At 63.0% G+C, this 21,424-nt stretch carries 22 protein-coding genes and 1 pseudogene; 11 read left to right on the top strand and 12 right to left on the bottom strand.

The genetic code is table 11. The features are described from left to right. Positions 1–39: 39 nt before the first annotated feature. The 3 genes from XI05_RS16905 to XI05_RS16895 form a co-directional block, all read right to left on the bottom strand. Positions 40–1,635: a sensor histidine kinase gene (locus XI05_RS16905; protein WP_271503585.1), complete on the bottom strand. Its 1,596-nt coding sequence runs from the start codon at positions 1,633–1,635 to the stop codon at positions 40–42. Positions 1,636–1,773: 138 nt separating this feature from the next. Beyond that, positions 1,774–3,051, bottom strand: coding sequence for a sodium:proton antiporter NhaD (gene nhaD / locus XI05_RS16900; RefSeq protein WP_271503582.1), 1,278 nt, complete (start codon positions 3,049–3,051; stop codon positions 1,774–1,776). 22 nt (positions 3,052–3,073) lie between these two features. Continuing rightward, positions 3,074–3,946, bottom strand: a complete 873-nt coding sequence (locus XI05_RS16895; RefSeq protein WP_172788051.1) for an NAD(P)-dependent oxidoreductase — start codon at positions 3,944–3,946, stop codon at positions 3,074–3,076. Between the two features lie 182 nt (positions 3,947–4,128). Here XI05_RS16895 and XI05_RS16890 point away from each other — a divergent pair, with 182 nt between their 5' ends. From XI05_RS16890 to XI05_RS16875, 4 genes are all read left to right on the top strand, one after another. Then, complete coding sequence (locus XI05_RS16890) at positions 4,129–4,566, top strand: VOC family protein (RefSeq protein WP_271503578.1); 438 nt, start codon at positions 4,129–4,131, stop codon at positions 4,564–4,566. A gap of 53 nt (positions 4,567–4,619) precedes the next feature. After that, the gene (locus tag XI05_RS16885; protein ID WP_271503576.1) at positions 4,620–5,756 is read left to right on the top strand and encodes an Mrp/NBP35 family ATP-binding protein; all 1,137 of its coding nucleotides are present in this window, start codon (positions 4,620–4,622) and stop codon (positions 5,754–5,756) included. Positions 5,757–5,960: 204 nt separating this feature from the next. Continuing rightward, positions 5,961–7,049 carry a TRAP transporter substrate-binding protein gene (locus XI05_RS16880; RefSeq protein ID WP_172788054.1) on the top strand — a complete coding sequence of 363 codons (1,089 nt, stop codon included), beginning with the start codon at positions 5,961–5,963 and terminating at the stop codon, positions 7,047–7,049. Between the two features lie 165 nt (positions 7,050–7,214). Next, the gene (locus XI05_RS16875) at positions 7,215–8,303 is read left to right on the top strand and encodes a TRAP transporter substrate-binding protein (protein WP_271503573.1); all 1,089 of its coding nucleotides are present in this window, start codon (positions 7,215–7,217) and stop codon (positions 8,301–8,303) included. Positions 8,304–8,446: 143 nt separating this feature from the next. Here XI05_RS16875 and XI05_RS16870 read toward each other — a convergent pair whose 3' ends face one another. Together XI05_RS16870 and XI05_RS39785 are read right to left on the bottom strand one after the other, a co-directional pair. Next, positions 8,447–9,058, bottom strand: a complete 612-nt coding sequence (locus XI05_RS16870; protein ID WP_271503570.1) for a hypothetical protein — start codon at positions 9,056–9,058, stop codon at positions 8,447–8,449. A 29-nt stretch (positions 9,059–9,087) separates the two neighbouring features. Continuing rightward, complete coding sequence (locus XI05_RS39785; protein ID WP_442869278.1) at positions 9,088–9,306, bottom strand: alpha/beta fold hydrolase; 219 nt, start codon at positions 9,304–9,306, stop codon at positions 9,088–9,090. Positions 9,307–9,775: 469 nt separating this feature from the next. Between XI05_RS39785 and XI05_RS16865 the strand changes: the two genes are divergently transcribed. Both XI05_RS16865 and XI05_RS16860 read left to right on the top strand, forming a co-directional pair. Then, on the top strand, positions 9,776–10,195 hold the full coding sequence (locus XI05_RS16865; protein ID WP_271503567.1) for a CopG family transcriptional regulator: 420 nt from the start codon (positions 9,776–9,778) through the stop codon (positions 10,193–10,195). A gap of 5 nt (positions 10,196–10,200) precedes the next feature. Then, positions 10,201–11,388 carry an extracellular catalytic domain type 1 short-chain-length polyhydroxyalkanoate depolymerase gene (locus XI05_RS16860; protein WP_271503647.1) on the top strand — a complete coding sequence of 396 codons (1,188 nt, stop codon included), beginning with the start codon at positions 10,201–10,203 and terminating at the stop codon, positions 11,386–11,388. A 152-nt stretch (positions 11,389–11,540) separates the two neighbouring features. On the opposite strand, the gene XI05_RS16855 is transcribed toward XI05_RS16860, so the two are convergent. From XI05_RS16855 to XI05_RS16845, 3 genes and pseudogenes are all read right to left on the bottom strand, one after another. Further along, a complete protein-coding gene (locus XI05_RS16855) occupies positions 11,541–11,678 on the bottom strand; it encodes a hypothetical protein (protein ID WP_271503652.1) in 138 nt (45 codons plus the stop codon). Next, positions 11,636–11,949 (bottom strand): annotated as a pseudogene (locus tag XI05_RS39545) (TRAP transporter small permease subunit); the annotation flags it as partial. The pseudogene XI05_RS39545 and the gene XI05_RS16855, both read right to left, overlap by 43 nt. Positions 11,950–12,262: 313 nt before the next feature. Then, positions 12,263–12,499 carry a hypothetical protein gene (locus XI05_RS16845; RefSeq protein ID WP_271503560.1) on the bottom strand — a complete coding sequence of 79 codons (237 nt, stop codon included), beginning with the start codon at positions 12,497–12,499 and terminating at the stop codon, positions 12,263–12,265. 440 nt (positions 12,500–12,939) lie between these two features. Between XI05_RS16845 and XI05_RS16840 the strand changes: the two genes are divergently transcribed. The 5 genes from XI05_RS16840 to XI05_RS16820 all read left to right on the top strand — a co-directional run bounded on the left by XI05_RS16840 (position 12,940) and on the right by XI05_RS16820 (position 16,389). Further along, complete coding sequence (locus XI05_RS16840; RefSeq protein WP_271503557.1) at positions 12,940–13,503, top strand: MarR family winged helix-turn-helix transcriptional regulator; 564 nt, start codon at positions 12,940–12,942, stop codon at positions 13,501–13,503. Positions 13,504–13,681: 178 nt separating this feature from the next. Beyond that, on the top strand, positions 13,682–14,356 hold the full coding sequence (locus XI05_RS16835) for a response regulator (RefSeq protein WP_271503555.1): 675 nt from the start codon (positions 13,682–13,684) through the stop codon (positions 14,354–14,356). Between the two features lies 1 nt (position 14,357). Further along, the gene (locus XI05_RS16830) at positions 14,358–15,779 is read left to right on the top strand and encodes an ATP-binding protein (protein ID WP_271503552.1); all 1,422 of its coding nucleotides are present in this window, start codon (positions 14,358–14,360) and stop codon (positions 15,777–15,779) included. 48 nt (positions 15,780–15,827) lie between these two features. After that, positions 15,828–16,103, top strand: coding sequence for a type II toxin-antitoxin system ParD family antitoxin (locus XI05_RS16825; RefSeq protein ID WP_271503549.1), 276 nt, complete (start codon positions 15,828–15,830; stop codon positions 16,101–16,103). Next, positions 16,093–16,389, top strand: coding sequence for a type II toxin-antitoxin system RelE/ParE family toxin (locus tag XI05_RS16820; protein WP_271503545.1), 297 nt, complete (start codon positions 16,093–16,095; stop codon positions 16,387–16,389). Before XI05_RS16825 ends, XI05_RS16820 begins: the two co-directional genes overlap by 11 nt. A 91-nt stretch (positions 16,390–16,480) precedes the next feature. Here the strand turns inward: XI05_RS16820 and XI05_RS16815 are convergent, their stop codons facing one another. The 4 genes from XI05_RS16815 to moaA form a co-directional block, all read right to left on the bottom strand. After that, positions 16,481–17,770, bottom strand: coding sequence for a M20/M25/M40 family metallo-hydrolase (locus tag XI05_RS16815; protein ID WP_271503541.1), 1,290 nt, complete (start codon positions 17,768–17,770; stop codon positions 16,481–16,483). 119 nt (positions 17,771–17,889) lie between these two features. Then, positions 17,890–19,491, bottom strand: coding sequence for a TRAP transporter large permease (locus XI05_RS16810; RefSeq protein ID WP_271503538.1), 1,602 nt, complete (start codon positions 19,489–19,491; stop codon positions 17,890–17,892). Next, positions 19,488–20,027 carry a TRAP transporter small permease subunit gene (locus XI05_RS16805; protein ID WP_172788062.1) on the bottom strand — a complete coding sequence of 180 codons (540 nt, stop codon included), beginning with the start codon at positions 20,025–20,027 and terminating at the stop codon, positions 19,488–19,490. The genes XI05_RS16810 and XI05_RS16805 overlap by 4 nt, the downstream gene beginning before the upstream one ends. A 296-nt stretch (positions 20,028–20,323) precedes the next feature. Then, the gene (moaA, locus tag XI05_RS16800) at positions 20,324–21,358 is read right to left on the bottom strand and encodes a GTP 3',8-cyclase MoaA (RefSeq protein WP_271503536.1); all 1,035 of its coding nucleotides are present in this window, start codon (positions 21,356–21,358) and stop codon (positions 20,324–20,326) included. Between the last annotated feature and the right edge of the window lie 66 nt (positions 21,359–21,424).

Here is a 21,424-nt window from a genome sequence, read left to right as displayed (position 1 = left end):
CATAGTGAGGGATGGTCGGGCATGTCTGCAAGCATCTCGTTAAGAGCCTGTGCCAGCACTCATGATCGGCTTGTGGCGCGGCCGGCGCTTCTCGTCCGGCACAACGGAGCTCTCCGGTTGGAGCGGCGGAGAATCGTCCGAGAGCGGGGCAAGCGCACTCATCACGCGCTCCGGCGGGAACGTGACGATCACCTCGGTGCCGATGCGCAGCTTCGATTTCAGCGTGAACGTGCCGCCGTGCAGGTCGATCAGGTTCTTGGCGATCGGCAGGCCGAGGCCGGCGCCCTGTTCGGCCGACTTGATCGAATTGGAACCCTGGCCGAACGAGGCGAGCACGACCGGGATCTCGTCCTCAGGGATGCCGGAACCGGAATCCCTCACCGAGAGATATTGTCCGCCGGAGGCGGTCCAGCCGGCCTTGAGCCAGATCTCGCCGCCTTGCGGGGTGAACTTGATCGAGTTGGAGAGCAGGTTGAGCACGACCTGGCGGATCGCGCGCTCGTCGGCCCAGAGCCGCGGCATGGCCTGCTCGAACACTTCGTGGATGGTGATGCCGCGGCTCGAGGCACGCAGCTTCATCAGATGATGGCAGTCGGCCACGATGCCGACCAGGGACACCGCTTCCTCGTTGAGCTCGTAGCGGCCGGCCTCGATCCGCGACAGATCGAGGATCTCGTTGATGAGGTTGAGCAGGTGCACGCCGGAATTATGGATGTCGGCGGAATATTCCTTGTAGACCGGCACGGCATGCGCGCCGAAAATCTCGCTCTTCATCACCTCGGAGAAGCCGAGGATGGCGTTCAGCGGCGTCCGCAGCTCGTGGCTCATCTGCGCGAGGAAGCGCGACTTGGCGACGTTGGCGGCTTCGGCGCGGTGGCGCGCTTCGTCCGAGATTGCCTTGGCCTGCTCCAGCTCGCCGATCAGCGCGTCCTTCTCCGCGCGCGCTTCCAGCGTGGCGAAGGTGGAGGAGTGCAGGCGATGCGCCAGCAGGACGAAATAGCCTTCGGCGGCGAGGGCCAGCGCTGCCAGGATGTAATTGTCCAGCGAGCCGGTCGTCACGAAGCTCAGCGCCATCGCCACCGCGACCGGCGCCGTGGCGGCAAGGGCTGCGATCGGCAGATTGGCCGCGAGCATGCTCGATACTGCGATCACCAGCAGCATCAGGAACATCATCAGCGTTTCCGTGACCATGTCGAGCACGGGATGGATCAGGATCGCCATCCAGCACAGACCATAGAGCAGGTCGAGCACGACGAAGCGCGTCCGCCATGCGCGCGTCGCGGCCGGAGAGGCCGGCTCGGTCAGGAAGCGCCGGCAACTGCGGATCATGGCGCTATGGATGCAGAGCATGCCGGCGGTCCAGGCCGCGGCCGGGATCGGTTGCATCCACAGCCCGAATAGCACGCCGGTCGCCACCACCAGCAGCATCACGACATAGGAGGCAGACAGCCGCGTCTGGGCGTATTGCCGCAGCATCTCGGCGTCGAACGCCGGCCGGGTTCCACTGGTCGACGTTAACTTGTCGCGCGCCTCGCGCACCCGCTGCGCCGCAGCCCTTCGGCTGCTCGCCGATGGCGCGCTCACCGGCTCGGCCGGAAGCTCCACGACCTCAGGCTTTTCAGCGGGGTTACTCATCAAGCAACACGGATTCCTGCCCGCGCCGGACGCGGGCTTTCTGCATTGTCTATCTCTGGCAAGAAATCCTTAAGAGCTGACTTAAGGAGCTAAAGAATTACGTTAACCCGGCGTTAATTTGGATCCCGCCGGTGCCGCTCAATGCAGCGCCGTGTACTGCGCGATGTAGACCATCGCTCCCGTCAGATAGCCCACGAGTGCGGGGCCTGCGATGCGGCGGGCGTACCAGAAGAACTCGATCTTCTCGAGTCCCATGGCGGCAACGCCTGCGGCGGAGCCGATGATCAGGATCGAGCCGCCGGTGCCGGCGCAATAGGCGATGAACTCCCAGATGAAGCTGTCGGGGGGATAATGCGCGAGGTCGTACATGCCCATGGTCGCGGCGACCAGCGGCACGTTGTCGATGACGGCGCTGAGCAGGCCGAGCAAGACGACGATCACGTCCTCGCGGCCGATCGCGGTGTCCAGGCAGCGCGCAAGCATCGACAGCAGGCCGGCATGCTCGAGGCAGGCGACCGCGAGCAGGATGCCGACGAAGAACACGACCGAGCTCATATCGATCCGAGTCAGCGCGTGCACCAGCGTAAGAGGCTTGCGCACGTGTTCCTCCTTGTGGCGATGCACGATTTCGCCGACCAGCCAGAGCACGCCGAGTCCAAACAGGATGCCCATGAAGGGCGCCAGATGCGTGACCGCCTTGAACGCCGGCACCGCGATCAGTGTGCCAAGGCCGAGATAGAACATCAGGTTGCGCTCGAACCGGCCGACGGCGAGCAGTCCGTTATCTTTCGGCGGCGATGCGATGCTCTTGCCCCTGAGCGAGAAGCTGATGAAGACGAGCGGCACCAGCAGATTGAGCAGCGAGGGCAGGAACACCGCGCTCATGATCTTGACCGGCGAGATCTGCCCGCCGATCCACAACATGGTCGTGGTGACGTCGCCGATCACGGTCCAGGCGCCGCCGGCATTGGCGGCAATGACGATGAGGGAGGCGAACAGCAGACGGTCGTCGCGGCGGGCGATCAGCTTCTGAATCAGCGAGATCATGACGATCGTGGTCGTCAGATTATCCAGAATCGCGCTGAGGAAGAACGTCACGAAGCCGATCAGCCAGATCAGCGTGACCTGGCTCGTGGTGCGGATCAGAGAGGTGATGACCTCGAAGCCGTCATGGGCGTCGATCACCTCGACGATTGTCATGGCGCAGATCAAGAAGAAGACGATCTGCGCGGTGGAGCCGACGGACTCGTCGAGCTGGCGGCCGACCAGCGCGTGGTCGCCGGTTGCGACCGCGTAGATGGTCCACAGCAGCCCCGCGCCGAGCAGCGCCGTAGCGCTCTTGTTGACGCGAAGCGGGTGCTCGAGCGCGATCGCCGCATAGGCGAGGACGAAGATGGCGGCGATCGCGATCAGCAAGGTCGTTTCAGGTCGTCAGCTATCAGCGATTAAGTCGTGCGAGCAGGCTCGACGTATCCCAGCGCTTGCCGCCCATCTTCTCGACCTCGGCATAGAACTGATCGACCAGCGCCGTGACGGGCAGGCTGGCGCCATTGCGGCGGGCTTCTGCCAGCGAGATCGAAAGGTCCTTGCGCATCCATTCGACGGCGAAGCCGAAATCGTACTTGTCCTCGTTCATCGTCTTGTAGCGATTTTCCATCTGCCAGGACTGGGCAGCCCCTTTCGAGATGGTCTCGATCACGGCGGCGACGTCGAGGCCGCTCTTCTTGGCGAAATGGATGCCCTCGGAGAGACCCTGCACCAGACCGGCGATGCAGATCTGGTTGACCATCTTGGTCAGCTGACCGCTTCCGGCGGGGCCGAGCAGCTTGCACATCCGGGCATAGGCGCCCGTGATGATCGGCTCGGCGCCGGAATAGGCATCCTCCGCGCCGCCGCACATCACCGTCAGAACACCGTTCTCGGCGCCGGCCTGGCCGCCGGAGACGGGGGCGTCGACGAATTTGAAGCCGGCCTTGGTGGCAGCCGCATCCAGCTCACGTGCGACCTCGGCAGAGGCCGTGGTGTGGTCGACGAAGGTCGCACCCTTCCTCATGCCGGCGAACGCGCCGTCGGGGCCGATCGTGACCGCGCGCAGATCGTTGTCGTTGCCAACGCAGCACATCACGAAATCCTGCCCCTCGGCGGCGGCCTTCGGCGTCGGTGCGGTCTTGCCGCCGAACTTGTCCGCCCATTCCTTCGCCTTGGCCGCGGTCCGGTTATAGACGGTGACCTCATGGCCCCCTTTTTTCACGAGGTGTCCGGCCATGGGGAAGCCCATCACGCCAAGACCGAGGAAAGCGACTTTAGCCATTGTGGTACCTTGTCCGTAGTTTGGGTTTACGGTTCTTGCCAGGCGAGGGACGCCTGGGTTCCGCGGCGGGGCGGATCGGAGGCGCACCATAAACCCTTGAGGCCAGAGGGCAACGGCTTCGTTTGGCGGCCTGCTGTGCTAGGCTGGCGGCCCCAAGGACTTCAAAACAAGGGAGCGAGAGCATGGGCGGCGTGAGCGTGGGCGTCCTCGATCATTTCAACATCCGGACCCGGAATCTGGCCGAGACCGTCCGCTTCTACGAAGACGTGCTGGGCCTGGAAAAAGGCGCGCGGCCGAATTTCGCCTTCCCGGGCGCCTGGATGTACAGCGAGGGCAGGCCGGTGGTGCACCTCGTCGACATTTCTCCGACCGCCGAGCCACAAAAGCCGGATTCCGGCGTTGTCCACCATGTCGCCTTCGCCAGCCGCGGCTTTGACGGCATGAAACAGCGGCTGGCGTCAAAGGGGATGAAGTTCGAGTCCCGCCAGGTGCCCGGCGGCGATCTCTGGCAGATCTTCGTCCACGACCCCAACGGGGTCATGATCGAGTTGAACTACGAGGCCGCCCTGGAGCAGGGGGCGGCGCCTGCCGAAAAGGCTGACGACATCGGCAGGCAGTAGCCTTTTGGGCGTTTCCGCTCTAATGGGGCATCCTCAACTCCAGGAGATGCGCTTTGAGCGTGACGCAGCAACAGGTTCTCGACAGCCTCGCCAGGGTCCAGTCGCCCCGCGGGGTCGCGCTTCCCCATGCCAATGTGCTGAGCGCGATCAGCGCCTCCGACGGCAAGGTGTTCTTCTCGATCAATGTCGACGCCGCCGAGGCAAGGGCCTGGGAATCCGTCCGGGCCGAAGCGGAAGCCGCCGTGCGCAGCATTCCCGGCGTCACCACCGTCATGGTGGCACTGACCGCGGAGCGCAAGCCGGGCTCCGCGCCGCCGCCACCCCCGCAGCCGAGCCGCGGCACGCCCGGCGTGCAGCCGGCCCATGCCCACAAGCCGCCACAGGGCGGTGGGTCGCCGATGGCGCGGCAATCGGAAATTCCCGGCGTTGCCGCCGTGATCGCGGTCGCCTCCGGCAAGGGCGGGGTGGGCAAGTCGACCACCGCGCTCAATCTGGCGCTCGGCCTGCGCGACCTCGGCCTCAAGGTCGGGCTGCTCGATGCCGACATCTACGGCCCCTCGGTGCCGCGCCTGACGGGCCTGCGCGACAAGCCGGAGCTGAACGACGCGCGCAAGATGATTCCGCTTCGGCGTTTCGGTCTCGCCATCATGTCGATCGGCTTCCTGGTCGAGGAGGAAACCGCGATGATCTGGCGCGGCCCGATGGTGATGTCGGCGGTGACGCAGATGCTGCGTGACGTCGAATGGGGCAAGCTCGACGTGCTGGTCGTCGACATGCCGCCGGGCACTGGGGATGCCCAGCTCACGCTGGCGCAGAACGTGCCGCTCAAGGGGGCCGTGATCGTCTCGACCCCGCAGGACCTGTCCCTGATCGACGCGCGGCGGGGACTGGCCATGTTCAAGAAGGTCAACGTGCCCGTGCTCGGGATTGTGGAGAACATGAGCTACTTCCAATGTCCGCATTGCGGCACGCGATCGGACATTTTCGGCCATGGCGGCGCCCGACATGAGGCCGAGAAGCTCGCCGTGCCATTCCTGGGCGAGATCCCCCTGCACATGGCGATTCGTGCCACTTCGGACGCCGGCAATCCCGTCGTCGACAGCGAGCCGGACGGCCCTCATGCGGCGATCTACCGCGCCATCGCGGGCCAAGTCCGGGACCAGCTCAAGGGCGTCATTGCCGCGGCCTGACCGGTCGCCGCGGCACGCTCCGGGGGCATGCGACTTTTGTAGAGCCCCGTCATGCCATTGTCGCGTTCCGAAACCGGGCTGGCCGTGTTAAAGGCCCACGGCAGTCAAGCCCCTTCGGTTCGACGCGACCTCAACGCGTCGCCAGAATGCGCGGCGGCATAAGAGAAGCCAAGGGGAAACGCCCCAGCAAGGAGAGACCTGAAGATGAAGCGTCGTGATTTTCTCAAAGTATCGGCAGCAGGCGCGGCGGCGACCGCGGTGGCCTCGCCGGCGATCGCACAGTCCTCACCCGAGGTGAAGTGGCGCCTGACGTCGAGCTTCCCGAAGTCGCTCGACACCATCTATGGCGGCGCCGAGCAGGTGGCGAAGTACGTCGCCGAGATGACCGACAACAAATTCCAGATCCAGGTGTTCGCGGCCGGCGAAATCGTCCCCGGCCTCCAGGCGCTCGATGCGACCTCGAACGGCACGGTCGAGATGTGCCACACCGTCTCGTACTATTACGTCGGCAAGGACCCGACCTTCGCGATCTTCGCCTCGGTGCCGTTCGGCCTCAATGCGCGCCAGCAGAATTCGTGGCTCTACCAGGGCGGCGGCAACGAGCTTGCCAACGAGTTCTTCAAGAAGTCGAACGTGATCGGCTTCCCCTGCGGCAACACCGGCACCCAGATGGGCGGTTGGTTCCGCAAGGAGATCAAGACCGTTGCCGACCTCTCCGGCCTCAAGATGCGCATCGGCGGCATCGCCGGCCAGGTGCTGCAGAAGGTCGGCGTCGTGCCGCAGCAGCTCGCGGGCGGCGACATTTATCCTGCGCTGGAAAAGGGCACCATCGACGCGGCCGAGTGGGTCGGCCCGTACGATGACGAGAAGCTCGGCTTCGCCAAGGTCGCCAAGTACTATTACTATCCGGGCTTCTGGGAAGGCGGTCCGACCGTCCACGCCTTCGCCAACCTGGAAAAGTTCAATGCGCTGCCGAAGAACTACCAGGCGATCCTCACCAACGCGACGGCCAACGCCAACAGCTGGATGGCCGCGCGCTACGACATGCAGAACCCGGCGGCGCTGAAGCGCCTGGTCGCCGGCGGTACCCAGCTTCGTCCGTTCACCAACGAGGTGCTGGAAGCCTGCCTCAAGGCCACCAACGAATTGTGGGCCGAGGTCTCCGGCAAGAACGCCGACTTCAAGAAGTCGATCGACGCCATGCAGGCCTACCGCTCCGACGAATATCTGTGGTGGCAGGTTGCCGAATACACTTACGACAGCTTCATGATCCGCTCGCGCACGCGCGGCTGATCTACGGCTTAGGTCCCAAGACCGGATGGCCCGGCCTCGCTCGCGAGGCCGGGCTTTTTCTTTGCCGCAGTGCGATCGGGATGGCATTCGGTCCCGTGATGTTCCATTCTGTCGGCAAGCCTCGGAAAGAAGGCTCCACGATCAGATCCATCAGGGCAGGAAATCATGAAGAGAAGAGACTTCATCAAGGTCACAGGACTTGGTGCGGCCGGCGCCGCAACGCTCGCGGCTCCCGCGATCGCGCAGTCGATGCCGGAAATCAAATGGCGCATGCCGACGAGCTGGCCGAAATCGCTCGACACCTTGTTTGGCGGCGCCGACATGATGTGCAAGATGGTCGCGGAGGCGACCGACAACAAATTCCAGATCCAGATCTTCGCGGCCGGCGAAATCGTGCCGGGCCTCCAGGTGCTCGATGCCGTGCAGAACGGCACATGCGAGATCGGCCACACCGCCTCGTACTATTACTTCGGCAAGGACCCGACCTTCACCTTCGGCTCGGCCGTGCCGTTCGGTCCCAACATGCGCATCAACCAGGCCTGGTACATGCAGGGCGGCGGCCGCGATGTGCTCAACGAGTTCTACAAGAGCTACAACGTCATCTCGCTGCTCGCGGGCAATACCGGCTGCCAGATGGGCGGGTGGTTCAGGAAGGAGGTCAACACGCCCGAGGATCTCAAGGGCATGAAATTCCGCATCGGCGGCTTCACCGGCCGCGTGCTCCAGAAGCTCGGCGTGGTGCCGCAGCAGCTCGCCGGCGGCGACATCTATCCGGCGCTGGAGAAGGGCACGATCGATGCCGCCGAATGGGTCGGCCCCTATGACGACGAGAAGCTCGGCTTCTACAAGATCGCGCCGCACTATTATTATCCCGGCTGGTGGGAAGGCGGACCGATGCTGATGGCTTTCGTCAACCTCGACAAATGGAACGCGCTGCCGAAATATTATCAGAGCGTGCTGGAGCAGGCCGGCCACTACGCCAACAATTACATGATGGCGCGCTACGACAACGCCAATCCGCTGGCGCTGAGGAAGCTGCTGGCGGGCGGCACCAAGCTGCACGCCTTCTCGCCCGCGATCATGGATGCCTGCTACAAGGCCGCCAAGGAGCTGCACGCGGAGGTCGCTGCGACCAACCCGAACTTCAAGAAGGTGCACGACTCGCTCGCCAAGTTCACGAGCGACGGCTACGCCTGGTTCCAGGTGGCCGAGGTCGGCTACGACATCTTCATGGCGCGGCGGTCGCAGAGCTGATCGCCTCATCTGTCGGATACGAGGCCCCGGACCGAAGGCTCCGGGGCGTTCTCGTTCGGGCATTCCGGGGGGCTTCCAACAAAACATCGAAAACAACCCCATGCACAGTAGACGGGTGCAACGTTATCAATGACTTGGCAGCATCAATGACTTGGCAGCGTCACCTCCACTGCCGAATTGTCGAATCGTTGATCCGTCGGGCAAAACAGTGGTAGACCTGTATCATCGCCAAATCCGAAATAGTCCCATTGGATGCGCGGCCCGGATGCGCTTCGATCCCGATGAAGTCGACAGACCATTGTGTTCGATGCTCGGCTGGACCTTGACTCATTAGCGCCGAGCCATGGCCTGATTGACGCGAGTTGGACGAAAGCGAGGTAATTGTCTTTGAGCAGACGAAAGCCGTTCTCAGGAAAAGAACCGGACCTGGCGACTGAGCGGCCGGACCGCCGCGACGGATCTACATCAAGCGCTGCCTCGGTCCGATCATCACCTGGATGGGACCACCCGGCTTGTATGATCGGCAATCGCCGCGACGGGTATTTTGTCCAGCGAGTCCGATCGGGCACTCGCCCAAGCACATGAAGCTCGTTCCGGGCGAATTGATCTTCGCGATAGAGCAGCTGAATGACATCTCGGATCAGCAGGCCGCTGGGCGCGAACTCGTCCAGACTCCAACGAATAACGGCAAGATGGATTGCTAACGCTTCCGGATCGAGCAAGCTTGCGCAGCTATCGCCATAACGCCCGATCACGAATTCTTCCGGCGCCGCGGCAACGCTAGTTAGGTCGAGCAGGCTTCCCGGAATAGGATCGGGCGGCAGTGTTGGCGCAGACAGAGCGGGCCTAGCGCCCCGGTATGTTCCCCGATGTTCAGGGGAGCCTCAACAAGCACGAGCTTGCTGACCAGGGGCGGCTCAATAGATGCAGCGATCGCGGCGAGGGTCCCACCAAGAGAGTGCCCAACGAGGATGGATTGGCTGCGATGCCGGGTCGCAATCATTTCAGCTGCAAGCCTGAGCGAGCTTATGCTGGATTGGAGGTCCGATCTGCGCTGCTGTTCCTCCGGCCATTCGTACAGGTAGACGGCAAATTCCGCCTCGATGAGACGTCGCACGACGCTCACGCTGCGCAAGAGATCGAATATGTATGGACGCTTGATCGGGGCGGGTACGAGCAATACCGGCAAGGCGTCTGCAGTCGAAGGCGCGTAGCAGCGCAGTCGCAAGTCGGCATGCTCAAGCCGATCCCATGCCGCTTCATGCGGCCCGCAACCAGCGATCTCCAGTAGGCCGCCAACGGACCTTCTATAGGCATCGCTAATTGTGAAAGCCGGAAACATGGCGCCCCCGATGCATGTGAAAGGCGGCAAACGGGACTGACGTTCCCTGGGACTCGTCCGAAAACCCTTGACAAACCCTATTTCCATCCATAGACCATCTGTGTGGATGGTATTTGGATGGATTCAGTTCATGGCAGACAACGTTCGCGAACTCCGGCCGAAGCCTTCGGACAGCGAAAAAATCACCATCAATCTTGGCTATGTCGATCTTGGTCAGGTCGACCTGATGGTGCAGGAGGGTTTCTATTCCAACCGCACCGATTTCATCCGAACGGCAATCCGCAACCAGTTAGAGCGTCATGCCGACGTCCTGAAGAAGTCCGCCACCCGAAAAAGTTTGGATCTGGGTTTGAGGCACTTCAGCCGCGAAGATCTCGAAGCGGCGCGGCAAGCCCGCGAAATGCTCCACATCAACGTCTTGGGCCTTGCCAGCATCGCTCAAGATGTCACGCCCGAGCTTGCTCGCGCCGCGATTGCGTCGGTCTGCGTCCTGGGCGCTTTGCAGGCCAGTCCGGCGGTCAAGGCCGCCCTCGCCGATAGAACGCGGTGAACACGATGCTGAAACAGGACATGATTGGAGAAGCCACGCGCCTGACGCGCGCAGGTCGGCTCATCGAGGCTACCGCGCTGCTGCAACGCATGCTGCGCGGTGGGGGCGCGCAAGGCCCGACCTCGCGCAATGCCGAGCCTGCCCTTGAAGAGCCGACAATCATCGACGTGCAGGCCAATGATATTCAGGAGAACAACGGCGCGGACGTGACGCCGGCGGAAGCCCACATGCTCCGCGAGTTGCTTGACCGCGCAACGCAGCCCGGTCGGTTTGCATTGCGGGGTGTAACTGCGCGCAAGCCGCCTTCGCCGGCAGATATCGTGCCTGACGGCACACGATTCATCGAAGGCAGCTACAGCAATCCGGCGGGAAGCCGTGCCTACAAGCTCTTCATCCCGAGCCGCCATAACGACCAACCCCTTCCCTTGATCGTGATGCTGCACGGCTGCACCCAGTCCCCGGACGATTTCGCCGCTGGTACGAGGATGAACTTCATCGCTGAGGAAAAATCCTGCTTTGTGGTCTATCCGGCGCAGCGCAGCGAGGCAAACCGCGCGAAATGCTGGAACTGGTTTCGCGCAGCCGACCAGCAGCGGGGCAGGGGTGAACCCTCGATCATTGCGGGGATCACTCGTCAGGTCATGCGCGATTTTCCGATTGATAAAGATCGTGTCTATGTCGGTGGACTATCGGCCGGAGCTGCCGCTGCTGCTGTCATGGGTAACACCTATAAAGATCTGTACGCGGCAATTGGCGTACATTCTGGACTTGCTTGCGGCGCCGCCACTGACCTTCCTTCTGCGTTGGTCGCCATGCGACAAGGCGGGGGATCCAATCGCTGGGCTGTTGTTGGTGACGGGCCACCGGTCCCGACCATTGTTTTTCACGGCGATCACGACACAATCGTTCATCCCAACAACGGTGATCAATTTCTTGAGCAGTCTGTGCGAGCCATGCGGCTGCAAAAGAAGATTGACCGCGGCCAGGTACCTGGAGGCCATGCCTACACCTGCACGATCCTCAGCGACGCGAGCGGGCGCGGAATATTGGAGCACTGGAGTATCCACGGCGCAGGACACTCATGGTCCGGAGGCAGCCCTGCTGGCTCCTACACCGATCCGAGAGGACCGGACGCAACGAGGGAAATGGTGCGTTTTTTCCTCGAGCATTTGCTCGCGCAGCGATCAGGGTAGCGTCGGTCCGCTCGCGGCCCTTCAGCGATCTCAGGAGATGTCCGCTTTTTCGCTGCTGTTGTGGGGGGTAGAGCGGACATCGGACGGTCAGTTGCTTAATGAGTGCACGACCTAGTGCCCGTCGCCCGCCGGTGAGGCCTTCGGCTTGCCTGTCAGGAGCAGTCCGATGCCTGCCAGCAGACGATTCCAACCACGGCAAAGGTGTCGCTGAAGCCCATCACCAGCGCCTGCTGCCCGATCGTCTTGCTGAGCGCAGCAGGAAGACCAATGTCCTGATCAGGTCCAGCCACAGCTGGCCGCGTTCGGAGAGCATGAGATGAAGGATCTCGACGCGGACGTGCTCGTTGCGCTTGAAGGTGTAGGACGCGCCAACATCACGACGACGGCGAACATGTATCACTGCGATTCGAGCCAGCTGTTCGAGCTGTAGCTGAAGGCCTAGCGGATCATCGCATTCACAGCGCTGACCAGGCAGGCTGCGAGCACCAGAATATTGCAGACGTTACCGATCTTTTCGTTCAGCCAGTCGATCGCCGTACTTGTCGCCAATAATGGGCGCATTGAAGACTTTTCCCCGCTCGCTGAGTGTTGAGCCCAAACGAGCAGGACAGCGGTGCGGCATCAGCAGCCTTCCACGTCTGGGCGGGAGCTAGTTCACCCTCCTGATGCTTCCGCCCGTTCCTCTTGTCGGTTTTCACCAAGACATGTGGATGTCCCGGCCGCGCGTGAAGCAAGACACCTTTACCGTTGACATTTCTGGTCGACAGAAAAATGGACAATTTGCCGCACGGCTATGGAGAGGTCTGCGGCTGTCTGACGATTGCGACCGGGCGGCGTTCTGAGGTCGCCATGCGCGCAGTTCGTCGACGTCCATCTAACCTTCGACGTCGTACTGCTTGCTGAGGTGATCGCCGATCTGAACCAGCATGGCCACACATTCCGGATAACCCGGCCGATCCGCCGTGGCCCGATCTGCGCTGGCTCGAAACTCCCAGGAGCTGCCGTCGCGAATGATGGAAATCGTCATTGCGTCGGGACAGTCGGCGTGAACTTTTAACTCGGCCCTGGCCATTGCAATCAGCTCGCTCTCCGTTTTCAACGGTTTGCTCATGAAGCTCATCCTTTCGCCCTGAGGCTGAATTCTGCTGGTTTCGCCCAAATCACCAGAACACATCTGATCGACTTACACGAAGCTGACAAGAGGCGGGCGCGTCACAATTGCCCATGAAATTCGTCGCGGAAAGGCCTCTTCAGCCTCGGGTCTTCAGCCCCGACACGGCTACTCATGTTCTCGAACGCTGGAGACTTTGCGCCCAGTATTTCTAGGTAAGCGTGGTAGGTACTTTTTCGGTGTTCCTTTTACGGAACGATCAGGCTATCGGAATCTGGCAATCGGGCTGAAGTCGCTTGCGGTGTGTTTCGAACCTCCGGCTTCACGGTACGGTATACCGGATTCAACCAGTCCCGACGGGAATGCATCTTTCACCGAACACGGCGGCGTTCGATCGTTGATCGAGGTGCCAGGGCGGCCGTTTCCCGTGGGATCTCTCAATGAGACTGGCAATTGAAATCGTACAACTGCTGATACAATCGGCCGAGACCTGGCTTTTTGAAGAGACTTTATCGGGTCTGAGCGATCGGGAATGGATGGCGTTGCGGTTTCTCGCCCGCGCGAACAGGTTTTCGCGGACGCCAACTGCTCTTGCGAGCTTCCTTGGCACGACCCGCAGCGTCGCATCGCAGATCGCCGCCGTGCTGCAGAGCAAGGGATTGATGGTCCGCAAACCATCAGCAGAGGACAAGCGCTCGATTGCGCTGTGCATCACAGGTGAAGGGGAGAGGTTCCTGGAGCGTGACCCCATCAACGCCCTGCGGGATCAACTCGTGTCCCTCGCACTCCCCGATCGATCGCGGTTGCGCGATACGCTTCGCCGCGTTCTGGATGGGCTCGATGCTGGCAAGCGTCGTCACCGTGCCGACGTTTGCAGTCAATGCGTGTTCCTGATCGAGAGCGGAGCGGGGAAGGAGCGTAGCTTCAAGTGCCGGCTCTTTCGAAAACCCATCAGGGAGCAGGAGACGACCTTGCTGTGCACCTATTTCGAGGGGCGGAGCTAGAAAGCTCAGGTGCTCACGGTGCCTGTCAGGCAGGATGGATTGCCCCCGGGTTGATTGTCTTACACGAACCTGACAGGCGGCCAGCCTGGTCGGGCACTTTTCGCTGGCCGAGGTGGCCGGAATGGTGGAAGAGAGCGAAGATGCTGTGCGGTGACCTTGGGTATTCGTCGGGACTAGGATGCGCCTTCTGATCGTCGAGGACAATGCCGAGCTGTCGCGGCTCGTTGCCGGCGGGCTGGCGACGGCCGGCTATGAGAGCGACATCGTGGGCAGCGCGGCCGAGGCGCGCGAGGCGGTGAGCAGCGTGAGCTATGCTGCGATGATCCTCGACCTCGGCCTGCCCGACGGTGACGGCCTGTCGGTGCTGCGCGAGCTGCGCCTCAAGATGGAGCCGCTGCCGGTGCTGGTGCTGACCGCGCGCGGCGGGGTGCAGGACCGCGTCAGCGGCCTGCGCAGCGGTGCCGACGACTATCTCGTAAAACCGTTCGCGATGGAGGAGCTGGTGGCGCGGCTGGAGGCCATCCTGCGCCGACCCGGCCAGTTGCTCGGCCGTTCGCTCAGTCTCGCCAACCTCGTCTACGACACCGAGAGCCGCCAGATCTTCGTCGACGACCAGCCGCGGATCATCTCCGCGCGCGAAACCTCGGTGCTCGAGATCCTGCTGCGCCGGCAGGGGCGGGTGGTGCCGAAGAAGAACGTCGAGGATCACATCTTCGGACTCGAAGGCGAAGTCGCCTCCAACGCGGTCGAGGTCTATGTGTCGCGGCTGCGCAAGCAGCTGGCCGAGCACGGCGCCAAGGTCGTGATCCACACCATCCGTGGCGTCGGCTATCTCATGACCGAGGAGAAATAGCGTGGCCGCCGCGGGCCGTGCCGGATCGCTGACCTTCAAGTCGCTGATCTCGCGCATCGTGTTCCTGCACATCGTCGCGGTCGCGGTGGTCGCGATCTTCCTGCCGCTGGTGTTGTTCTGGCTGCTCAACTCGGAGATCGACCAGCTGCATCGCGATGCCATGCGCGCGCAAGCCGAGGTGCTGGCGGAGCGCATCGTCGCGCAGCCGGACGGCACGTTGACCTTCATTCTGCCCGACAGCCTCAAGGGACTCTATTCGGACGCTTACGGCCGCTACCAGTTCGACATTCGCGATTCCGATGGCCGGCTGCTGTTCTCCTCCCACCGGCGCACCGCCGCGGCGACGGCGCCACGTTTGTCCGAGACCATCTCGGGCGCGGGCGTCAGCCGGGATATTGCCGGCAAGACGGTGCGCATCCAGGTTGCCGAGGACCTCGCGCACCGCGACGTCATCATCGACGACATCGTCTCGAACTTCTTCCGCCGGGTCGGGTGGATCACCATTCCCATCCTCCTGGTCCTGCTTGCCACCGACATCATCATCTTCCGCCGCGCCATCGCGCCGCTGTGGAAGGCATCGCAGGAGGCCAGCAATATCGGCCCCGCGCGCACCGACATCCGGCTGCCGACGGCGCGGATTCCGCGCGAGATCGTGCCGCTCGTCACCGCCGTGAACCAGGCGCTCGACCGCCTCGAGGGCGGCTTTCGCGTGCAGCGGCAGTTCACGGCGGATGCGGCGCATCAATTGCGCACGCCGCTCGCAATCCTGCGCACGCGCATCGAGACCCTTGGCGCCGGCGCCGAACGGCAGGCCCTGCATGCCGACATCGAGGCCATGAGCCGGATCGTCGCCCAGCTGCTGGAGATCGCCGAGCTCGACACCCTGGTGCTCGATCCCGGGGAGACCGCGGATTTGCGCGCCGTCTGTGCCGAGGTGGTCGGCTCGATCGCCCCGTTCGCGATCGCGCAACGCAAGGACATCGCGCTGAAGGGCACTGATGCGCCGGTGCTGATCCACGGCAATTCGGAGATGCTGCAGCGCGCGGTCTTCAACCTCGCCGAAAACGCCATCAAGTTCACGGCGGAGGGCACCACCGTCGACGTCGAGGTGGGTGAGGACGGCTCGGTGCGCGTGCGCGATTGCGGTCCCGGGGTCGCGGAGGCTGAGCGCGATCTGATCTTCCAGCGCTTCTGGCGCGCCGATCGCCGGCGCAGCGACGGCGCGGGACTGGGCCTCTCGATCGTGCGCGCCGTGGCCGATGATCACGCCGCCACGGTCGCGGTGGAGAACCTCCCCGGCGGCGGCGCAGAGTTCACGCTGCGGTTTCGGCTGGCGGGAAAGGTCACTATGGGGGAGGAACTGGCCCGCAATGACAATGCACCTTTTCCCGTGCGGGAGCAGGGGAGGCCGGATGGCGCTTGAGGGATGTATGACACTGTCATACCTTGCAGAGTACTGAAGGGGAACCACATGCGGACCAGCAAGCCGATTACCGTCACTCTTGGCCCGCAGCTCGCGAGCCTGGAAGCCCGCCTGAAGTCAGGCGAGTATGCCTCCGCCAGCGAAGTCATGCGCTCTGCCCTCCGCGCCCTTGATCGGCAGGACGCCGCACTTGACGAATATCTAGCCGCCAAGATCCGAGCTTCGGTCCAGGATCCCCGCCCCAGCGTTCCTGCGAGCGATGTTTTCAAGCGCCTGCGGACTCGTCACGCGAGAAACGTGAAGGCGACGAAGCGTGGCGCTTAAGGTCGTATTCCGACCGGAGGCCGAGGCCGATTTGGTTAGTCTTTACGAGTACATCGCAGAACGTGCCGGTTATCGAATTGCAGGCGGCTATATCGACCGTATCGAGAAGGCATGCATGGCTCTCGCCACCTTTCCCAAACGTGGGACCGGCCGCGACGATCTTCTTCCGGGTCTGCGTACTGTCGGATTCGAGCGGCGCGTGACGATCGCGTTCCGTGTCCTGAAGTCAGAGGTCGAGATTGTCACAATCGCATATGCCGGACGTCATTTCGAAGACGATGTCTGAACGCCTTTTGTTTCTGGCGAAAGAGCTTCGCTTTGTCTCGTTTCGCCACGGAAGACCGCGTGCCTGAAAGTGGAGCGCGGCGGCCTAGCCGCTATTTCAGCTTGCCCGTGGACAGGTCCATGATCATCCGCGTCGCCAGATAGAGCCGCGGCACGATGCTGTTGACCTGCACATATTCGGCATCGTTGGAGTGCGCGCCGAAGCCCGACAGGCCCATGCCTTCCACCACGGCTCCTTTGGACTGCAGCGCGGCAAAAGCCGCGTCGGTGCCGCCGCCGGTCGCCTTCTCGTCGACCTTGAGGGATAGTCCGATCTCCCCATAGATCGTCTTGCCATGGGCCGCCACGCGGCGCGAGGCTTCGCTGGCTTCGAGCGGCGGGCGGCGCACCTCGAATTTCAGGTCGACCCTGGAATCGGGCAGCAGGCGATGCTTGATCTTGTCCTGCAGCGCCTTTTGCAGCTCGTCGAAGTCGGACACCTTGAGCGCGCGTGCGTCGGCCTGGGCGGTGGCCTCGGCAGGGATCACGTTGCGGTTGGTGCCGGACTTGGACACCGTCCAGTTCAGCTTCAGGCCCTGCTCGGGCTTGGACAAGTCTTTCATCTGCAGCACCTGGTGCGAGAGCTCGTACAGCGCATTCACGCCGCCCTCGGGCCGTGCGCCGGCATGTGACGACTTGCCCTGCACGCTGAGATAGGCCGAGCCGATGCCGCTGGTGGCGAGGCGCAGCGTGCCGTCGGTGCCGCCGCCCTCGAACGAGAACACCACGTCCTGGTCCGATGCGAGCTTGGTGATGGTGCTGCGCCAGCCGGGCGAGGAGATCTCCTCGTCGCCGTTCGTGAGCACCGTGAGCGTGCCGTAATCCCTGAAGTTCAGCTTCTGCAGCAACGCCACGGTATGGAGAATGAGCGCGACGCCCTGCTTGTCGTCGGCGATGCCGAGGCCGTAAGCCTTGTCGCCGTCGAGGCGGAACGGCTGGTCCTTCAGCATGCCCTTCAGGTACACCGTGTCCATGTGGGCAATCAGCATGATCTTCCTGGTCCCCGTGCCCTTGAACACGGCGTGGACGGCCGGTCCGATCTTCTCAGGGGTGTCGTCGAGGCGATAGATGTCGGTGGGTTGGAGGATCTCCACCGTGCCGCCGAGCTGCTTGAGCTGACCGGCAATGCGCTCGGCGATCTGGTTCAGGCCTTCGAGGTCCTTGCTGCCGGATTCGATATTGACGAGATCGCGCAGTGTGTCGAGCAGCGGCTGCTGCTCCTTTTGCGCCAGCATCTGGACGTCGGCTACCGGCTCGGCGTGCACCATCGTTGCGGCACATGCCAGCCAGAGTGAGGCGAGCAACGGAGCGAGGAGCGAGGGAACAGGGTGCGATCGGGGCATGCGCGGCCATCCATGGAGGGGGGGGGACGGCCCGGTATGCCTCCGATTCCGGTGCTTGTCACGCGCCGAGGCGTGTCATGCGCCGCTTCAGCGGAGCATGACGGCGAGCCTCGTTCCCGCTACTTCTGCGGCGGGCCGAGATCCAGCGGCGGCAGCTCGATCTGCGGCACCTCGATCTTGACCTTGTCGAGATCGACGTTGAGCGGCTTGTCGAGCAGGCCCGTCACCACGGACGGGAAGATGATCACCAGCAGCACCATGATCATCTGCAAGCCGATCCAGGGCACGGCGCCCCAGTAGATGTCGGAGCTCTTCACTTCCTTCGGCGCGACCCCGCGCAGGTAGAAAAGCGCGAAGCCGAACGGCGGATGCAGGAACGAGGTCTGCATGTTGACGCAGATCATCACGCCGAACCAGATCAGGGCGGCGTCCGGTCCCACCACCGGCGCGAGGATCTTCTGCGCGATCGGCGCGATCATCGGCAGGATGATGAAGGCGATCTCGAAGAAGTCGAGGAAGAACGCCAGGAAGAAGATGAAGAGATTGATGAAGATCAGGAAGCCCCAGACGCCGCCGGGCAGCGAGGTCAGGAGATGCTCGAGCCAGACGCCGCCGGAGACGCCGAGAAATACCACCGAGAAGCAGGTCGACCCGATCAGGATGAAGGTGACCATGCAGGTGAGGCGCATGGTGGACTGGTAGCCCTGCGTGATCAGGTCGCGCAGGTCGGGGATGCGCGCGGCCCGAATGCAGATCCACACGATCGCCAGATAGGTCAGCGCGAAGGCGATCTTGAAGATCAGATTCTCGCTGAACAGGATCGCGACGATGGTGCCGATGCCGGCCGCGATCACGCCGAGGATCAAGATCTTGTTGTCGGTCGAGGAGAAGTCCTTGTGGTGGATCGCGGCGAGCACGATAGCGCCGACGGCGCCCATCGCGCCGGCTTCCGTCGGCGTCGCCAGACCCATCATCATGGTGCCGAGCACGACGAAGATCAGCACGGCCGAGGGGATGATGCCCATCAGGCACTTTTTCCACAGCGCCCAGCCGGTCAGCGTGCGCGCCTCCAGCGGCACCGCCGGCACATGGCTTGGCTTGATCAGGCCGAGGACGAAGGTGTAGCCGGCGAACAGAACGATCTGGAACACCGAGGGGCCCCAGGCACCGAGATACATGTCGCCGACCGACTTGCCGAGCTGGTCGGCGAGCACGATCAGCACCAGCGAGGGCGGCACCAGCTGCGTGATGGTGCCGGAGGCGGCCAACACGCCGGTGATGTAGCGCATGTTATAGCCGTAGCGGATCATCACCGGCATCGAGATCAGCGCCATGGCGATCACCTGCGCCGCCACCGTGCCGGTGATGGCGCCGAGGATGAAGCCGACGATGATCACGGAATAGCCGAGGCCGCCGCGGACCGGGCCGAACAACTGGCCCATCGAATCCAGCATATCCTCGGCGAGGCCGCATCTCTCCAATATGGCGCCCATGAACGTGAAGAACGGGATCGCGAGCAGGAGCTCGTTGGAGAGCACGCTGCCGAACACGCGGCCGGGAATGGCCTGGAGGAAGTTGAGGTCGAAGAAGCCCAGATGGATGGCGAGGAAGCCGAAGGAGAGACCGACCGCAGCGAGCGTGAATGCCACGGGGAAGCCGATCAGCATCGCCAGAACCAGGCCGCCGAACATCAGCGGCGGCATCATTTCCAGCGTAATCATTGGGTCGGCCTCTCGTACTTGGCGTCGATCGTCACATAGCCCTGGAGAGCCGCGATACGCTTGATGACCTCGGAAACACCCTGGATCGCCAGCATCACGAAGCCGGCGGGGATCACGAACTTGATCGGCCAGCGGATGAGGCCGCCGGCATTGGCCGACATCTCGCCGACGCTATAGGCCTGCATGAAGAACGGCCAGGACAGATAGGCAAGCAGGAGACAGGAGGGAATGAGAAAGAACAGGGTGCCAATCATGTCGAGCCAGAGCTGGCCGCGCTCGGACAGGGTCAGATAGAAGATCTCGACCCGCACATGCTCATTGCGCTTGAAGGTGTAGGCCGAGCCGAACATCACGAGAATGGCGAACATGTACCATTGCAGCTCCAGCCAGCCGTTCGAGGAGTCGTTGAAGGCGTAGCGGATCATGGCGTTGGCCGCGCTGACCAGGCATGCCAGGAGCACGAGCAGGTTACAGACGTACCCAATTTTTTCGTTGAGGGTGTCGATGGCGTTACTCAGCGCCAGCAATGGACGCATCTTACTCTCTCTCCGTCGCGGCCTAATACTTCACGGAAGGCTTCAACATCCATCGCTCGGCTCGCATGCAGAAAAAGCACACGACCGCACGGATCATATTCCGAAGCGATTGCAGCGTCAGTCCTCCCCTCGCGCCTTGCCGTCTTGACCGCGACCGCCGACGGGCGGGCCGGCTTATGTTGCCGGGCAAGCAAAGGCGGTCGCACCAAACCAGCGGCTTGGCGTGCCGTCAATCGGAAAATGGACAAATTGACGCGCCGTCAAAAGCTTAGGTTGGCGAGGCGCGGGGCGCGCTTTCAGCCGCCCGTCACGCTCATGTGCCTGGAGACGCTGGGGCGGTCGTGGCGGCGGTCGATGATGAAATCATGACCCTTGGGCTTCAGCCCGATGGCGCGGTCGATCGCATCCGCAAGCAATAGGTCGTCGCCGGATGCACGCAGAGGTTTGCGCAAGTCCGAGGCATCCTCGTGGCCGAGGCAGGTGTGCAGCGTGCCCGTGCAGGTGATGCGCACCCGGTTGCAGGCTTCGCAGAAATTATGGGTCATCGGCGTGATGAAGCCGAGCTTGCCGCCGGTCTCGGCGACGCTGACATAGCGCGCCGGTCCGCCGGTGCTCTCGGCCAGATCCGTCAGCGTGAATTGCTGGGCGAGGCGGGCGCGTACCAGCGACAGCGGCAGGTATTGGTCGATCCGGCCCGAGCCGATCTCGCCCATGGGCATCACCTCGATCAGCGTCAGGCCCATGCCCTTGCCGTGGGCCCAGCGCATCAGTTCGGGCAGTTCGTCCTCGTTGAGGTTCTTCAGCGCGACGGCGTTGATCTTGACGGCAAGCCCTGCGGCGCGCGCGGCCTCGATGCCTTCCAGCACCTTGTCGATCTCGCCCCAGCGGGTGATTTCGCGAAACTTCCGGGGATCGAGCGTGTCGAGCGAGACGTTGATGCGGCGGACGCCGCAATCGGCGAGTTCCTGCGCGTGCTTCGCAAGCTGGGTGCCGTTGGTGGTCAGCGTCAGTTCGTTCAACGCGCCGCTCGACAGATGCCGCGACAGCGAGCGGACCAGCGTCATGACGTTGCGGCGGACCAAGGGCTCGCCGCCGGTGAGGCGCAGCTTCTTCACGCCCTTGGCGATGAAGGCCGTGCAAAGCCGATCGAGTTCCTCGAGCGTCAGGAGATCGGCCTTGGGCAGGAACGTCATGTCTTCCGACATGCAGTAAAAGCAGCGCAGGTCGCAGCGGTCGGTGACGGAGACGCGCAAGTAGGTGATGGTCCGCCCGAACGGATCGGTCATCGCGCTCGACAGCGCGGCGCGGGGGCTCGCGGGAAGTCCGTTCATAGCAAATGCCTTGTCCCTAACGGCGACGGGCGCACCTTTGCTTCAAAGGTGCGGTCGAAGCAATCT

This window comes from Bradyrhizobium sp. CCBAU 11357 (assembly GCF_028128865.1).
Taxonomy (GTDB): Bacteria; Pseudomonadota; Alphaproteobacteria; order Rhizobiales; family Xanthobacteraceae; genus Bradyrhizobium.
The sequence above is the reverse complement of the archived record's forward strand: the minus strand, read 5'-3'. Positions and strand labels throughout refer to the sequence as shown.

Excerpts from the sequence above, each read along its gene's own strand:
- XI05_RS16865 (WP_271503567.1), top strand. The coding sequence starts at position 9,776 with ATGGCAGACAACGTTCGCGAACTCCGGCCGAAGCCTTCGGACAGCGAA.
- XI05_RS16905 (WP_271503585.1), bottom strand. The coding sequence starts at position 1,635 with ATGAGTAACCCCGCTGAAAAGCCTGAGGTCGTGGAGCTTCCGGCCGAG.
- XI05_RS39785 (WP_442869278.1), bottom strand. The coding sequence starts at position 9,306 with ATGATTGCGACCCGGCATCGCAGCCAATCCATCCTCGTTGGGCACTCT.
- XI05_RS16815 (WP_271503541.1), bottom strand. The coding sequence starts at position 17,770 with ATGCCCCGATCGCACCCTGTTCCCTCGCTCCTCGCTCCGTTGCTCGCC.
- XI05_RS16840 (WP_271503557.1), top strand. The coding sequence starts at position 12,940 with ATGAGACTGGCAATTGAAATCGTACAACTGCTGATACAATCGGCCGAG.
- XI05_RS16895 (WP_172788051.1), bottom strand. The coding sequence starts at position 3,946 with ATGGCTAAAGTCGCTTTCCTCGGTCTTGGCGTGATGGGCTTCCCCATG.
- XI05_RS16875 (WP_271503573.1), top strand. The coding sequence starts at position 7,215 with ATGAAGAGAAGAGACTTCATCAAGGTCACAGGACTTGGTGCGGCCGGC.
- XI05_RS16880 (WP_172788054.1), top strand. The coding sequence starts at position 5,961 with ATGAAGCGTCGTGATTTTCTCAAAGTATCGGCAGCAGGCGCGGCGGCG.
- XI05_RS16845 (WP_271503560.1), bottom strand. The coding sequence starts at position 12,499 with ATGAGCAAACCGTTGAAAACGGAGAGCGAGCTGATTGCAATGGCCAGG.
- XI05_RS16890 (WP_271503578.1), top strand. The coding sequence starts at position 4,129 with ATGGGCGGCGTGAGCGTGGGCGTCCTCGATCATTTCAACATCCGGACC.
- XI05_RS16835 (WP_271503555.1), top strand. The coding sequence starts at position 13,682 with ATGCGCCTTCTGATCGTCGAGGACAATGCCGAGCTGTCGCGGCTCGTT.
- XI05_RS16810 (WP_271503538.1), bottom strand. The coding sequence starts at position 19,491 with ATGATTACGCTGGAAATGATGCCGCCGCTGATGTTCGGCGGCCTGGTT.
- XI05_RS16805 (WP_172788062.1), bottom strand. The coding sequence starts at position 20,027 with ATGCGTCCATTGCTGGCGCTGAGTAACGCCATCGACACCCTCAACGAA.
- XI05_RS16860 (WP_271503647.1), top strand. The coding sequence starts at position 10,201 with ATGCTGAAACAGGACATGATTGGAGAAGCCACGCGCCTGACGCGCGCA.
- XI05_RS16825 (WP_271503549.1), top strand. The coding sequence starts at position 15,828 with ATGCGGACCAGCAAGCCGATTACCGTCACTCTTGGCCCGCAGCTCGCG.
- moaA (WP_271503536.1), bottom strand. The coding sequence starts at position 21,358 with ATGAACGGACTTCCCGCGAGCCCCCGCGCCGCGCTGTCGAGCGCGATG.